We start from the raw sequence: 14,793 nt of genomic DNA on the forward strand, positions 1-14,793 counted from the left end.
CACATGCCAAAGTTAACTCTAACTTATAACGCTTATTAGTCGACTAACTGTCGTTTTTATCACCTTATAATACAATAATTTTGGGTAGGGGAGACGCACATTAATAAGCATATTGTGAGCCCTTCTCTAAGTTTTGTGACATAGATGCGTATTTCGGTTTTTATCGTCGTCATACCAATCTCACCTTTAGCCAGCCCCCCCACTAACACAAAGTGGTTGACACGCTTCCTACCCTCTTTTAACCTAAATACTTCAAACGTTGAATACTGACGCACCAGTATTAAGCACACGGGTTTAACCGCCCTTAAATGGCTCTCTGAAACGTGTCGCGGCTTCTTTTTAAAGAAGTGAAAGCATACTGATAATCCATCAGCTACCCCTCACCACCCATAGGAAACCTTTCCTTTGGGCAAGTGTTTCCTTGTTTTACAACAGGAGAAACACATGGACTACACAACCCTACTCGATAACTTCGTTTTTTGGTGCATCTTTCTACTGGTCTTTTGGCTGGTTTGGAAAAGTCATGCACCCATGACGTTTTTTGCTGCGCATTGGACACTGCTTCAACGCAACGCGGCGCCGATCCTTCGCATGAAGTTCGCACGCCGAAGACGTTAACACTCAAGCTATCTTGCCGAATCAACTCACCTTTTTAGGAGCTTTCTCCTAAAGGGGTCGCTCCTTTTTTATTAGGAGCGATTATGAGTCAAACCACCCCACCGCTATTTGGTCACTATGTACTTAATGACGCCCTCGATCCTTCGGGCTTTATTGATATTACATCCACGGCCAAGGACGCGGGCTTTTACTTCCCGTACACAGGCATCAGTCAACAAGCGTACTTTCAAGCGGTTGATGTGCCGGACGTTATCATTGAGTGCAGCAAAGAGAAGCTCACCCTTCAATTGCTGAAACTGGCGCGGCGAGCCGCCCGTAAAGTACCGGCTCAGTCGCAGGTGCCCTTTACGGTGTGCCAACCACCCAGCCTCGATAACCTGTACGTAAACCGCTCTCTCGACTTAATTGCGAGCATTGAGCGAGACCAACACGATCAACCTATGCTCATCATCACGACCAAAGAGGACGAGGTGCACGACGCATAATCATTGACCGTCAATACGGTGGTGCTTTGCACCACCTTTACCCATGAGGGGGCTTCCCTTCATGGGTGCTCCTTTTTATTAGGAGCACACCCTATGTCTTATTCAATCTGTTATGCCATGCAAGCGTGGCACTACCCCATCACCGCATTGGTGAGTGACGCGAAAGCGTGGTTTGAGCAGCAAGGCCTTAGCGTCACTGACGCTTTTCATTCCGATGTGAAAGAACACTTAGGATTGACACTGCCTCGCACTGACACGTTTGTTTTTACCGGAGAGTTTGGTGAGAGCAACTTGTTTGATGATGACGGCAAGCGCGTACGAGACGAATGGTCCTGCCATGGTTTTCTGACGGCGTCTGATGCCGTGCGTTACCTTGGTATTCGTTGGTCAGAAGACGTCGAGTCTGGCAGTCTGAAACCCAATGGACGCTGGAGTACGGCTGAGAGTTGGATAAAACGCATTAAGCAGCAATTGAAACAGGCCGAGCCTTTATCACGTTGCCCACGCCGATGCGAAAAGTCTTTTTACTCAATGCCGCCACTTGATGCACTGTCAGAATCTCAGACGCTGCTGATGCAAACGCTCGCGCGTATGTCGGTTGAGCCGATAACCGGCCTATATGGGGATGAACAAGCATTTCGCTTAGTGTGTCACCCTAAAAGCGCCTTCGAGTGGTGGCTGTTTTGTCAAGCCGTCCATCACTTGCCTGAGCAACCGGCGGCGCTTCCGATGACCAGTATGGATTGGTGATGATATGCGATACCAATCCTCCTATGGCCAAGGCAAATTGCAAGAGCTGCAAGACGCCCCTGGCGAATACTACCAACTCACCGAGCCGGTGAGCCCCGATGAACTGCTGGATATGGCAAAAGCCATCGCCATCGACCGTTTATCACGCGGGGCCACCTTAGACAGCCCAGAGCAAACGAAACGCACCCTCAGTGGTTTACTGCAGGGGATGGATAGAGAAGTCTTTGGCGTGCTCTTTCTTAATACCCAACACCAGTTGATTGAGTTTGAGATCTTGTTTTATGGCACCGTTAACTCGGCCAGTGTCTATCCCAGAGAGGTCGTGAAACGCGCCCTACTTTGGAATGCCACTTCGGTCATTTTATGTCATAACCACCCTAGCCTATGCAGCGAGCCCAGTCAGGCAGACCGGCGCATCACGCGGCAATTGTCGGATGCACTGGCACTGATTGACGTGCGCATCCTCGACCACTTTGTGGTCGGTGAAACCGTCACCTCGTTTGCTGAGCGTGGCTGGCTTTAACTTTTATCATTCCCTAACCGGAGAGGTCTTCCGGTGGGAGGCCTTTTGACTTTTAACTCAGGAGGCCAACATGGTCCAAGTACCCGGCACACTCACCATCAAAACCGTTAGCGGGCGTTATGGCGACTTTAACGTCGCCATGCTCGATACCGATATTGGTCAATTCTCCGTTCGAGACGCGGTCTTAGATGAATACAGCGAAGGCACCTATCAAGGCACCTTTGGGTTACAACGTATCTATCCGGGCAGCTATCAAACCAGCAACCGATTTGTGATTGAAACGCGCGCCGAGCTTAACGGCATTTGGCTCAGTGATTACAAAGAAGAGGCGCAGCCACGAGACGAGCCAATGGAAGAAGATCCATTAGCCAAAGAGCGCAAGGCACAGCAGCAACTGACCGAGCAGCGAGACGTGGCCAGTCAGACGTTGGCGTCGCCTCACGAAAGTCAAGAGGACTTAGTCAGCTTGTTTGGGGCGCTGTGGCCATTACCAAGTCACATTGGTGACATCGTCAAACTCACCCCAGAAGTGGGGCGAGAAGTGATGGGCAAACAACTGGCTTACCTCAAGCGTCGCATCAATGATGAGCGCGTGTGGAAGTTTGAGCCCAAAGCGCAGCATTGGATGCGCCTTCGTCTTGATGAGGAGGTAAGCTGATGGCCGTGATGCACCCGCGCGTGGCGCACAACTACCTTAAAGACGGGTATTACCCGACCGATGAGGCGACCTTAACCCAGATAGCCAAGCGGCTGCGGTTCAAAGCGGGCACTCAGCGCTTGCTCGACCCGTGTTGCGGGGAAGGCAAGGCGCTGGCTCAGTTGGCGAGTCACATCGACCATCATGAGCAGAGCGCGCTTCACACCTATGGGGTGGAGCTGGATGAAGCGCGAGCCGTCACTGCCACTCAATGCCTCGATTCGGTGCTGCGCAGCAATGCGTTTGACACACAAATCGGCTCAGGCAGTCAAACGTTACTGTTTTTAAACCCGCCGTATGGCGCGGTGGTCACCGACCAGGTGGACAAACAGCATCGTGATATGGCCAGACTGGAAGTGCAGTTCACTCAACGCCTACTCCCCACGCTAAGGCGTGACGGTGTATTGGCGTTAGTGGTGCCCTATCCCTCTCTTTCGCCTGCATTTAGTCGTTATCTTGCGATGCGGCTACGACAAGTCGAAGTATTCGCCGCCTCAACGGGCCGCTTTAAACAAGTGGTCATCTTAGGGCGCAAAGCGGACATGAGAGGGCCTGAGCATCAAGCGGAGCGCACACAAACGGCGACCCTGTTGATAAGCGCAGGCGAAGGTAAGGTGATGTTGCCTCACCCCGCTCGACCGTTTGAGATAGCCCCGGTCAATGACGCGCCATTTCGTTTTGAAATGATACGGCCAGACACGGAGCAACTGGAACAAGCGTTTGGGACGCATGGGGGGCTTTGGCCGACCTTTGACACCCAATTTAATCTTGCGAGGCACCACCAAGTGCCTCGGCCGTTAAGAAAACTGTCACCTTGGCATTTGTCGTTGTCGCTTGCGGCGGGACAAATTGCCGGCCAGGTGCACAGCAACGATGGCGCTCAGACCCTGCTGGTCAAAGGCGGCACTCAAAAAGTGCAGCGCACCGTGACGACGGTTGATGAAAGTCAAACCATCACCACGGTGATAGACCAATTTCAACCGCTCATTCGAGCGATTGACCTCACCCCCGGTGAGCGCTTTGGTCGCATCGTGGTCATACAATAACTTCACTGCCCGTCAGGCGCTTTTCCTGACGGGAAGGCGCCTTATTTTTTTAATAAGGAACCTAACCATGAAGACTCCACTGATTTCGCTCGATAACGGGCTTTATCTCGATGCGGTGGTCACCACCGCTGACAACCAAGTGCAATTTCTCTCCGTATGGGGACGCGATGGCGCCATGCAACACTTTTTCGCCGCGCTCACGCTACCGATGAGCGAAGGCGGAATACGCGTCATGACCGTTAAATTGCCAAGCGGTAATCTGGTGCTCGACTTTGCCCAGGCGAAGTCACTCACCAAGCGCACTACGCGGTTACCCAAACACACGCCTGTGGGCGAATGGGTGCACACCTGGCTTATTCATCCGTCGTTACTGAAACCTAGCGGTCAAAGTATGACGGTGATGAGTCAAACCCCGCTTTCTCACACCGCGTTATGGCCAACGCTCAAGCAACTGTGTCATTTGCCGCTGTTAGAACATTGGCAACCGGCCCTGCAATCGAGACTGCAATCCATGATTCATGAGCTGCCCGCTTATGGGGTCTTTGCGTATCACTTGGACTTGCAGATTGATGTGATGGAGCCCTTAGTCAGTGAAGCGCTGCAGCAAGGCGTGTTAACCGTACCGCAAGGAGCGATGGGATGAGCGACTCGACAGAAATCACTCAAGACACCACTCAACAAAACGAGCAAGACAACGTGTTGTCTCTGCATGACTTTATCGACCAATTCGGTGATGGCCTATTGGCCAACATCGAAGCGGCGCACCCAGCGCGTTATCAGTCGGCGTGTGAAAAGCGCGCGGCGGTGATGCAATCGCTCAAGCGGGTCCCGTTTGAGGCGCAAGCCGAAGCGATTCAGGCCATCAGTACCCTATTGCTCGATGAGCGTGCCCCGGCGGGCATACTCAACGGCGAAATGGGGACCGGCAAAACCATCATGGGTATCGCCACCACGGCGATAGCCTACCATGAAGGTAAGGCCAAACGCTTTTTGCTGTTAGCCCCGCCGCACCTGGTGTACAAATGGCGCCGAGAAATTCTCGATACCGTTCACAATGCCAAGGTGTGGGTGCTCAATGGCCCTGATACGTTGCGCTCTTTGCTCAAGCTGAGACAAGCGGCGCCTCATGATGGACCTGAGTACGTGATACTGGGCCGGGTTCGGATGCGTATGGGGTATCACTGGGAGAGCGCCTATCAAACTAAGACGCTCAAACGCACGCTAGGCCATGACGGTCTGCAGGCGCAAACCGCCCAGCTGGACTTTGTTCGTTGCTCGGATTGTGGCGCATTAGCCACAGATGAAGAGGGCGAACTTATCGCTCCGACGCATTTTTCGGTGGATGTGCAACAGAGCTGTAAAGCGTGCCATGCACCGCTGTGGACGCTCAAACGTCAACGCCAAAACGACAACCTGAGCAAGACCATTTCACGCGCCCTGCAGACCTTACCGACCATCGGTAAAGTCACCGCTGGGAAGCTGCTCGATGGCGTGGGTGAGCGCGTGCTGGCGAAAGCGCTGACGGACAACATCTACGAGCTGGTTAACTTGCTTGATGAAGACGGGGAGTTTGTGTTTAACGACCGACAATCTGAACGCATTGAGCGCAAGTTGGCCAAAACGCAATTTGCGTTTGGTCAAGGCGATTACCAGGCGAGTGAGTTCATCAAACGCTACTTCCCGAAGGGGTTCTTTGACTGGCTCATCATCGATGAGGCGCACGAGTATAAGAACGCAGGGGCGGCCCAAGGCCAAGCTATGCAGGTACTCGCCGGCTGCGTAAAACAGTGCTTACTGCTCACGGGGACACTGATGGGCGGCTACGCGGAAGACCTTTTTTATCTGCTGTGGCGCACCATGCCATCGGTGATGATGGAAGAGGGCTATCGCTACCACCGAGGAAAGCTCGGCAGCGCCGCCCTCTCGTTCTCGCAAGAGCACGGCATCATCAAGGAAATCATGAAAGTGACCCACGATGTAAACCACAAAACCGCGAAAGGCAAGAACGTCAAAGTGAGTCAAACCCGCGCGCCCGGTTTTGGGCCGATGGGGGTGGCTAAATACGTCTTACCTTACACGGTGTTCGTCAAACTGGCCGACATGGGCGAGGGCATTTTGCCAGACTACCAGGAGCACTTCATTGAAGTGGCTATGGAGGATGAGATGCAGATGCATTACGCCGACATGGAGCAACGCTTAACCGCGAGGCTTCGTCAAGCGTTGGCCGCTGGAGACCAAACCTTATTAGGCGTGGTCATGAGTGCGCTGCTAGCCTGGCCAGATTGCGCGTTTCGAGAAGAGAGGGTAACTCACCCTCGCACTCAAGAAACCCTGGCTTATATTCCGGCTTTGTTTGATGAGCAGACGCCCACACCCAAAGAGCAACAGCTCATTGAAATGGTCAATGCGAACAAACGCAAAGGTCACCGGACGTTGGTGTACACCGTTTACACCGGCAAACGCGACACCGCAGCGAGGCTCAAGTCACTGCTGAGTGACCAAGGCTTAAAATGCGCCGTGCTGCGTTCAAGTGTAAAAACCGAAGACCGAGAAGATTGGATACTGGAGCAGGTGGACAGAGGCATGGATGTACTCATCACCAACCCAGAGCTGGTCAAAACCGGACTGGACTTGTTGGAGTTCCCTTCGATTGTGTTTACCAACACCGGCTATAACGTCTACACGCTGATGCAAGCGGCCAGACGCAGCTGGCGTATTGGTCAACGAGAGGACGTGGACGTGAGCTTTTTAGGCTACCAAAACAGCGCGCAAATGGCGTGTCTGGAGTTGATGGCGAAGAAGATAGCGGTCACTCAATCCACTTCTGGCGACATGCCCGACAATGGATTGGATGTACTCAACAGTGATGGCGACAGTGTGGAGGTGGCGTTAGCCAAATCCTTACTCAAGCAAACAACGCGTTAAGACGTTAACGTCTTAACTTATCCCAATGGGCATCTGATGCCCATTGGGGCTTGGGTGCCCATCGACCTTTAAGGACACAATGATGACGCAACCCATATCAACTGACCATGCCTTAGCCTTTGCGTATTTCAAAGAAGGCTTCCCGTATGGCGACGACAACCACTTATTGTTTGAGCAGGTCTCAAACGGTGGGGACTTGGAATTTTTCACTCTCGTACTGGATACAGTCATTCCTGTAATAGAGCACTATCTGGCGCAATTTGAGATAGACGCGCCTGATAAGTTGTACCTCTTCTACGGGGAGGTATTTCCTTGCCAACTGAAACGGTTACTTGAGCGAGAGCCCAGTCCCACCCAACAAGCGTTGGATCAATGCGCTGACAAAGCCTTGCAACACATCGCCCAGGCGATGTGTGAGATCCGACAATAACTCAACCCTAACCGGGAGCTTGCCTCCCGGTACGCTCCCTTTTTATTTGAACTGGAGCAAACCTATGAACAATACGAATCACGTACTGACTGAGCTGATGGCTTGGCTCGACGATAACATGGCCAATCAATCCGACCTACATTTTGATAATGACGGTCAAGTTGATTCAGCCGCCGTCTATCAAGCCCTGTCCATGCAGCTAACGACCTTGCCACCGTGCGACGCGTTAAAGGCCCACCTCACCTTGTCGCACTCGATGCTGGCGCAAGTGGCTCACTTACAACGTGTTCACCGTCCGCCCTTAGCCTGGCAGCCTCAGCTTATCACGTTGATTGAGCGAAGAACGTCAGGTGGACTGTTTGTGTCACCGAGTACCCACCCAGAGCCCTACCGTGAATTTCACTACTATAGTGATGAGCACAATACGCTATGGGCATTGATGGTGATGGACAACGAAGACCGCATCATGGATGTGTATTTGCACCCTGAGCTTTACGGCGACCCTGAAGTTTTTGCGCTTTGTCTACTCTCCCATACACAAACGGGAGAGAAAGCATGAGCAACTCTAAAGAGCAACGCCTGCAGGTGGCCAACACCATTCTCATGCAACTGGGAGGGCGTCGATTCAGCATGATGACCGGCGCCAAACAGTTTGTGGCCATCGAGCGGGGGTTATTGTTTGCCTTACCGGCGAGATTAGCCAAGCAGGGCATCAATAAAGTGCGTATTGAGTTGGAGGCCAACGACACGTATACCGTGACCGCTTTAAAGGTCAACGCACGTCACGGTGACGTCATCGAGGTTCAATGTGAATCGATGGTGTACTGCGACCAACTGGAAGCAGCCTTTGAACGCATGACGGGTGTATACACTCGGCTTTAAAATTTGGAGCAAACCATGAACTATTGCATCAACTGTGGAGAGCAGGGCGCATTACAGCCTCTGGATATTCCAACCAACGAAGAGCCGCCGTTCCTAGAGCGTGGTGAGTTTGGAGCAGATAACCGCTATAGCCAAGAGCAGCCTGTCACGATATTAAAATGTCAGCACTGCCAACATGAGATGATTGACCTATCATCGTAATCGAGTAGGAGGAGGCCTCACGGCCTCCGTCCTCTCACACCACCGTACAAGCGTGGGTCGCATACGGCGGTTCCAAGGTATACCAAACATCTGTTGGCCTAGAGCAACTGTCTAACTTCAACGCCATTGTGTCTTGTCTCTCTTCGTTAGCCGCAGATCCGTTTCCGACTTCGCCACCTATTCCTAACGTAGCTGTAGGGTCTCTACTCTTTACTGAGACTCCGCACACACTGAGAATTTGTTAACCGTTTATCTAAAACCTTGGTTCAGGCCTTCCCTACGACGTAGGTACTATGCCCTCTGCTGACTTCTTATCAACCTTCGTCTAGCATCACTGCTAGCCTAGTCACCAAGACAATTGATAAGATCTCCCGAGGTAAGATGCCACCCTTTCCCATAGCTCTGCCTGATTTACATAATCACACTTCTGTTCGAGACTTTGGGCTATTCTACCTGTTGCTAGGTTACCCAAGTTGATTATGCCTAATATCAGATTTCTGTTCGTCAAAGCTATGTTTTGCCATTTGCTTCCTTCAGATTCCACCTCACGATGGACACCCTTGCATAGGCTAACGCTTCCCGCTCGACAAGGCACGTAGAGGACTTTCACCTCTTAGGTTGACACCATGCTCGGCGCACAACAAGAAAGGGAGAGCAATGATGCTCTCCCTTCTTTTTTGACCTAAGACTACCAAGCAAACGTCTGAAGCAACCTGACTACGATTACCTATTTCCAATAAGACTCAAATTATTGTCCATCGATAGACATTGAAGCAATCCCCTAATGTCCTGCGCCCAGCGCTGTGGTTCAGAAGGCTAGTATTTTGTTTCAAAGGGTAGGCTGCGCCAAAGGGGAAAGGGGTCAAGGGAAGGGTTTTCCCAAGGGAAAAGCCCTATCCAGAAAGGATAAAAGGGGGAACACCGACACAGTTACCCCCTATTTCTAAAGAGAAAACTAATCCTTTTGCATCATAAACCCATGAAAGCCTAAACTTAGACTGTCTCCGATGGAGACAGTCTAAGTTATCTCTATCTAAGGTTGAAAAAACACAATAACATACGTATACTATTTAAATATCTTATCCCATCGGAGTAAAGAAATGAGTTCAAAGAAACCCTTGATATTAGGTGTTTTTCAGCAAAAAGGCGGTGTTGGTAAAACGGCAGTTTCTTCTATTGTTGCTGAATATGCATCTATAAAAACGCATATGAATGTTCTAGTCGTTGATCTTGATATGCAGTGCAACAGTTCGGATTATTGGGTAGGAATGGAAAGCTCTTCTCAATCTACCGGTGGTCAGCTTCCCCCTATCCACCCAGATTGGAGCGCAGATGACCCCGATTGTGAAGATATAGAAGAGCGTTCAACAATCGCAGATACGTTTTACGGTAAAGAAGTATTACCTTACGAGACCTTTGTAAATCCTAAAAACGGTTTTACTGGAAAAGTAGATTGTCTACTGGGACACCCTGCTCTTCTTGAAAAAATCAACACTGAATTTTCTAATGAAAGTGGGCAAATAGAAAAAAAAGTCATAAATCGTCTTAAAGAGGTATTGTTTAACGAGTATGTCGGTGAAGATTATGATTTGGTTGTTTTAGATACAGGGCCGTCAAGAAATCCAGTTTTCAGATCGGCTATTCGTTGCGCAACTCACGCTGTTATCCCCTTCGAGCCAGAAGAAAAATCAATGCAGGGTATTAATGCAATGATACAAGTTATCCAATCCGATAACTTTGCAAGAGACGATGAAAATCAGTTGAATTTGGTTGGTTTAGTTCCAAACAAGGTTAAAATTAACACCAAACTTCACAAGGGCACTTTAGACATGCTTCACGAAAGCTTAGGTTCTATTATGCTCCCCGACGATATCTACCTACCTTATTCAATCGCTTACCCTGAGCGAGACTTAAAAGGCATCTCCCCTAAATCAATATTTCAAATTAGTAAACATCACACAGCTTTAAAGCATAGTGAAAGTTTATGTAAACACATCTTATGTGAAATATTTGGTTCTGTAGAGATTGATAATCGTCTCAAACAATAGTAAGTGTCTCCATCGGAGACAGTAAACAAAAAACAACTTATAGGTGTCTCCATCGGAGACAGTAAGGATTTAATGTGGTTAAAAAGTTTGGTTCAAATAAAAGTAGAGCAGGGACTGGTAAAGTTGAAGCTGATGGTGACGTAAGTAGCAGTGAAAAATGGACAAATGCTACGGCTTCACAACTCGACAGTAAGAGCAAAAGCATCTTAGTTAAAAACCTTCCAATCTCCCATATAAAAACTGACCAAGATAACCCGAGAAAATTAGCGATTGACACGGTTCTTGTTTCGAAAATACAAGTAAAATATCCGATTAATCAGTCATTAGAAAAGGAAGAAGATAATGGCTGGATAGAAGAATACGTTGAAAAAGTAGTAAAGGACTTTGGACTTAAAGAAAAACAAATTGGTGATTTAACGTCAATTATTGAGTTCTGCGCAGTTCTTAAATCCCCTACTCGACTCTTACACCCAATCGTTGTTTGGCAAGAGGACAGTGTATTTCACTTAATCTCTGGCGAAAGGCGTTTACTCACTCACATTATGTTGGGTGAACAATATATTTCTTCAAGAATTAATGAGGAACGTCTAACTAAAAACGAAATAGATGTTCTGCAATGGGAAGAAAACGTTCACCGTGAAGATATGACCATCTTTGAAAAAACGATGCGACTTGAAAAGTTGATCCACGGAACGCACGGAATAGAAAAAATATCCGTTAGGAAATTAGGAACAGTCTCCGGCTTATCGACAGCAGACGCCCAAAGATATCTAGCGATCATTAAATATAAAGTCAAACACAAGACAGATATTTTAATAAAAGCTATTGAGGAAGGTAAAATTACCAGTCTTCAAAAATGTGCAGCATTAGCACAATTAGAACCAGAAGACCTGAAAGCAAAACTTGAAGGCAGACCAACTAAACAGTCTTTAACGGCCCACAAACCTGTCATTAAAATTAGTAAAGAAGCTGATGTGGATGTCATGAAGAGAATTATTGAAGCAGCCACTAAAGAGTTTAAAGCAGAAAAAGTGTTAGAAAGTTTAGATCTAAATAAATCTAAAGACCTGAATGAAGCATTCAATTTATTAGTTACTTTTTTGAAAGATGAGAAAAAGTAGGGCAGTTATAAATGATTAAAACAAACAAGCCATCTCTACAACCAGTCAAGCGTATAGCCGTAAGAATACCATCAAAGATGGTAGAGAAGATTGAAACTAACCTTCTTGCTTCTGGTTACAATAAAAAACAACGTCTTTATTGGTTTGAAGATGTGTTAGCCGAATTGTTTGAAAAGGACGATTTTCATAATTTAATTGCTGAAGAGTTCATTGAACCTGGAACAACAAAAACGATCAATCTGAGTCTTACTATCAAAACCTTCGATATAGTGAAGAAAGTAGTTAAAGAAGTAGAAGCCCAAGAAGACGTCAAGACAGATCGAAGTTCGGTGATTAGAACAGCTATTATTCAACGATTGTTGAAAAAGGTTTAGGTATGGCTAAAGATTTGATACCAACAGAACAATTAGAACTATTTGTCGCTAATATCATTGATGCGTCTCCAAAAGGGGACACGCATTCTATGGAGTTTCCTTTGTTTAGCATTAGTTCTAAAGTCGATACTGATACATATCATTATCATAATAAAAAGACAGGTGCATCAATTGAGATAGTGCCAAATGATAAGGGTAGGGCAACGATACACGATAAAGATTTATTATTGTATTGCTTCGGTCAAATAGCAGAGGCACAAAATAGAGGGCAAGCAGTCGGTCAAAAGATACATATTACACTGTATGATTTTCTAAAAAGTACGAATAAAAGTACTGACGGTAAATCCTATAAAGCGGTACTAGAAAGTTTAAAGCGTTTAGCAGGCACAACCGTTTATACCACTACACATAATAATGGTTTAAAGAGGGATAAAGGTTTTAGCTTCGTTAGTGACTACGACTTAATCACTGACGAAAAAACAGGACGAATGAAATATGTAGAGCTTATATTACCTTCTATTTTGTTTGATGCCGTAAGTAACAATCAGATCTTAACTTATGCGCCCCAATATTTTTCTTTAAGATCACCATACGATAGACGATTGTACGAACTCTGCAGGAAACATTGTGGAAATCAATCGAAATGGGAGATAGGGTTAGAAAATCTCTATAATAAGTTCGGGGTTAAATCTCCATTACGAGAATTTAGGCGAAAAATAAAAGAGATTGATAAGAAACAGTCCATTCCTGATTATGTCGTGACCTATTCAACAGCAAAAGAAACAAAAACAGTTGAAAAAATAATTGTTTATAAAGACAAAGAAGGAAGTATAAAAGAAGAATATAAAAGGTTTAAAAACACTTAAAACTCGGGGTTTTAACCACACACTCCAAAAACAGATGCTATTTTGAACAAAAACTTCGAGGTTTTAAACACATAATTTAGAAAACATACGCTTTAACACTTATGAAAAATAAAAAGTGACTAATAACATACCGTATATTTTTAAGTTTTGTTTTTATTGTTGGTGTTCGGGGTTTTGACCACAAAACAAACTGTGCATAACCTGTTAATAATAGGTGCGTAAGGCATTAATTGACTCGTGGTTTGAAACACAGTAAGAACGAGGTTGTGAACACGCACCATCGTGGTTGTAAACACGCCACTAAACACGCACCATCGTGGTTTAAAACACAATACATCGAGGTTCTGAACACGAAATGACTCAGAAAGCCCCGTTATACAAGGTCTTATGGAAACGTAACGTTTTAACTGATTAACTATATTACTAACTCTTTATAACGGATTTTTTCAAATTAGAAGCTATTTAACTATTATTGAACCACTTTAATAATCAAATAATCTTAAAAAAGTTTTGAGACCAATCGAAAGGCGAGTATCCGTTAAAAACGCCTATATCAGCAATCAATTATTACAAAAGATTGGCCACAACGTGTGTGGGAGCGTCAACGTAATGTGTTGATACTCACACTCAGGAAAGACATGTTGTTGCTTTCGTATCCACCGCTCTGTGGCTTTTATGCCACAACTGCTGCAAAAGCGAGATTTACACGTCTGGTGAATGTATTTGTGATGGGTGCAGTTGGCATAGCTGCATCGATACTCTTTAGAGCCAACAGCAGCAGTACTGCAAGCGAGCATCTTGGTGACGTTTTCAATGACGACGGTTCGGAGGGTTTCTCGGTACTTATTGAGGTAGTTCAGCCAAGTATCGTTGGCATTGAAGAGTTGTTTGATGGGCTTATTCGGATGCATGACCTATAGGATAAACGATCTATGTAAAGCACCCTAGTAGGTTAAGTCTCTTTGTTTTCGGCCGTAGGCCGCTCAGGCGACCCCGTCGCCGGTTCACTATAAGTACCTACTCACTTGGTTGATCAAGGATTCTGATAACTTCTTCCAGTTTGTAGTACTCTTCTTTTGGTAGATCCTTAGTGAGTTGTATAACTTTTACCTTCAAAGGTTCTAAATTGAGATAACTATCTTCGTCTATAACTTGAGAAATATCTACGTTCAAAACCTTACAAAGAGCGAATAGGTTCTCTCTCGAAATATTTCCATTAGTAAGCCAATGTCCAACACTTCCTCTAGTTACTCCAATTCGCCTGGCGATTTCAGATTGGCTCAAAGAACTAGATTTTATTAAAAGCTTCAAACGATTTCTTAATGCACTATTAGACAACTTATTTTTACTCTGAAATATAATTATTAAGTAAATAATAGCTATAGAAAGAGCTAAAAATAATTGACAGCCAAAATAGACATGTATAGTTTAGCTATACGATCTTTAAAAACCCACTCATGCACTACACCCCGACACCAAATTTAGTGCGCGCATCCCACTGCGCACTATTGCGAGCCCCTAATGCTCTGGGGCTCGCACCTTATGCTTGTGCTCTTATGTGACAATAGTTCCAATTCAAACATTTACCTAATACCAATGAAGAGGGATGTCTTTCCCCTCTGTGATGCTTAGTCAATCGCCTATTGGTCCAGATGATCAGTACTCATCACCACATCAATACTGAATCAACAAGCGGTGCCCTGCCTTCTCAGCTTTCCTTCAAGGACTTGATCTCTCTATTCAAATTTTATAGAGTTGCTCCGTCTGCCAATGCGCAGTCAAGCACACGGGGTTCACCCCCCTTAAATGGCTCTCTGAAACGTGTCG

Annotated in this window: 17 protein-coding genes and 1 pseudogene; 16 read left to right on the forward strand and 2 right to left on the reverse strand. The window is 46.7% G+C overall.

Going from position 1 to position 14,793, the window contains the following annotated elements:
• Positions 1-444: 444 nt before the first annotated feature.
• The 16 genes from L1D55_RS14255 to L1D55_RS14330 all read left to right on the forward strand — a co-directional run bounded on the left by L1D55_RS14255 (position 445) and on the right by L1D55_RS14330 (position 12,966).
• A complete protein-coding gene (locus L1D55_RS14255; RefSeq protein ID WP_239917885.1) occupies positions 445-618 on the forward strand; it encodes a hypothetical protein in 174 nt (57 codons plus the stop codon).
• A gap of 83 nt (positions 619-701) precedes the next feature.
• Positions 702-1,103, forward strand: a complete 402-nt coding sequence (locus L1D55_RS14260; RefSeq protein WP_102501456.1) for a hypothetical protein — start codon at positions 702-704, stop codon at positions 1,101-1,103.
• 93 nt (positions 1,104-1,196) lie between these two features.
• Entirely contained in the window at positions 1,197-1,853 is a 657-nt protein-coding gene (locus L1D55_RS14265; protein WP_239917886.1) for a hypothetical protein, read from the forward strand.
• A 4-nt stretch (positions 1,854-1,857) separates the two neighbouring features.
• Entirely contained in the window at positions 1,858-2,376 is a 519-nt protein-coding gene (gene radC, locus L1D55_RS14270; protein WP_019820928.1) for a DNA repair protein RadC, read from the forward strand.
• 70 nt (positions 2,377-2,446) lie between these two features.
• Entirely contained in the window at positions 2,447-3,034 is a 588-nt protein-coding gene (locus L1D55_RS14275) for a DUF3275 family protein (protein WP_239917887.1), read from the forward strand.
• Complete coding sequence (locus L1D55_RS14280) at positions 3,034-4,119, forward strand: DUF6094 domain-containing protein (RefSeq protein ID WP_239917888.1); 1,086 nt, start codon at positions 3,034-3,036, stop codon at positions 4,117-4,119. Before L1D55_RS14275 ends, L1D55_RS14280 begins: the two co-directional genes overlap by 1 nt.
• Positions 4,120-4,186: 67 nt before the next feature.
• Positions 4,187-4,762, forward strand: coding sequence for a hypothetical protein (locus tag L1D55_RS14285; protein WP_239917889.1), 576 nt, complete (start codon positions 4,187-4,189; stop codon positions 4,760-4,762).
• On the forward strand, positions 4,759-7,044 hold the full coding sequence (locus L1D55_RS14290) for a DEAD/DEAH box helicase family protein (RefSeq protein WP_239917890.1): 2,286 nt from the start codon (positions 4,759-4,761) through the stop codon (positions 7,042-7,044). The genes L1D55_RS14285 and L1D55_RS14290 overlap by 4 nt, the downstream gene beginning before the upstream one ends.
• 79 nt (positions 7,045-7,123) lie before the next feature.
• Entirely contained in the window at positions 7,124-7,474 is a 351-nt protein-coding gene (locus L1D55_RS14295; protein ID WP_239917891.1) for a hypothetical protein, read from the forward strand.
• 64 nt (positions 7,475-7,538) lie between these two features.
• On the forward strand, positions 7,539-8,033 hold the full coding sequence (locus tag L1D55_RS14300; protein ID WP_239917892.1) for a hypothetical protein: 495 nt from the start codon (positions 7,539-7,541) through the stop codon (positions 8,031-8,033).
• On the forward strand, positions 8,030-8,356 hold the full coding sequence (locus L1D55_RS14305; protein WP_239917893.1) for a hypothetical protein: 327 nt from the start codon (positions 8,030-8,032) through the stop codon (positions 8,354-8,356). Before L1D55_RS14300 ends, L1D55_RS14305 begins: the two co-directional genes overlap by 4 nt.
• A gap of 15 nt (positions 8,357-8,371) precedes the next feature.
• Positions 8,372-8,557 (forward strand): hypothetical protein, encoded by a 186-nt coding sequence (locus tag L1D55_RS14310; RefSeq protein WP_239917894.1) that lies wholly within the window; start codon positions 8,372-8,374, stop codon positions 8,555-8,557.
• A gap of 1,100 nt (positions 8,558-9,657) precedes the next feature.
• A complete protein-coding gene (locus L1D55_RS14315) occupies positions 9,658-10,605 on the forward strand; it encodes a ParA family protein (protein ID WP_239917895.1) in 948 nt (315 codons plus the stop codon).
• A 74-nt stretch (positions 10,606-10,679) separates the two neighbouring features.
• Positions 10,680-11,726 (forward strand): hypothetical protein, encoded by a 1,047-nt coding sequence (locus L1D55_RS14320; protein ID WP_019820938.1) that lies wholly within the window; start codon positions 10,680-10,682, stop codon positions 11,724-11,726.
• Between the two features lie 11 nt (positions 11,727-11,737).
• Positions 11,738-12,100: a hypothetical protein gene (locus tag L1D55_RS14325; protein WP_239917896.1), complete on the forward strand. Its 363-nt coding sequence runs from the start codon at positions 11,738-11,740 to the stop codon at positions 12,098-12,100.
• A gap of 2 nt (positions 12,101-12,102) precedes the next feature.
• Complete coding sequence (locus tag L1D55_RS14330; protein WP_239917897.1) at positions 12,103-12,966, forward strand: replication initiator protein A; 864 nt, start codon at positions 12,103-12,105, stop codon at positions 12,964-12,966.
• Between the two features lie 563 nt (positions 12,967-13,529).
• On the opposite strand, the pseudogene L1D55_RS14335 reads toward L1D55_RS14330, so the two are convergent.
• Positions 13,530-13,877 (reverse strand): annotated as a pseudogene (locus tag L1D55_RS14335) (transposase zinc-binding domain-containing protein); the annotation flags it as partial.
• Between the two features lie 106 nt (positions 13,878-13,983).
• A complete protein-coding gene (locus L1D55_RS14340) occupies positions 13,984-14,304 on the reverse strand; it encodes a helix-turn-helix transcriptional regulator (protein ID WP_170960463.1) in 321 nt (106 codons plus the stop codon).
• Positions 14,305-14,793: the final 489 nt, after the last annotated feature.

The organism is Vibrio sp. Isolate22 (assembly GCF_022398115.1).
Classification (GTDB): Bacteria; Pseudomonadota; Gammaproteobacteria; order Enterobacterales; family Vibrionaceae; genus Vibrio.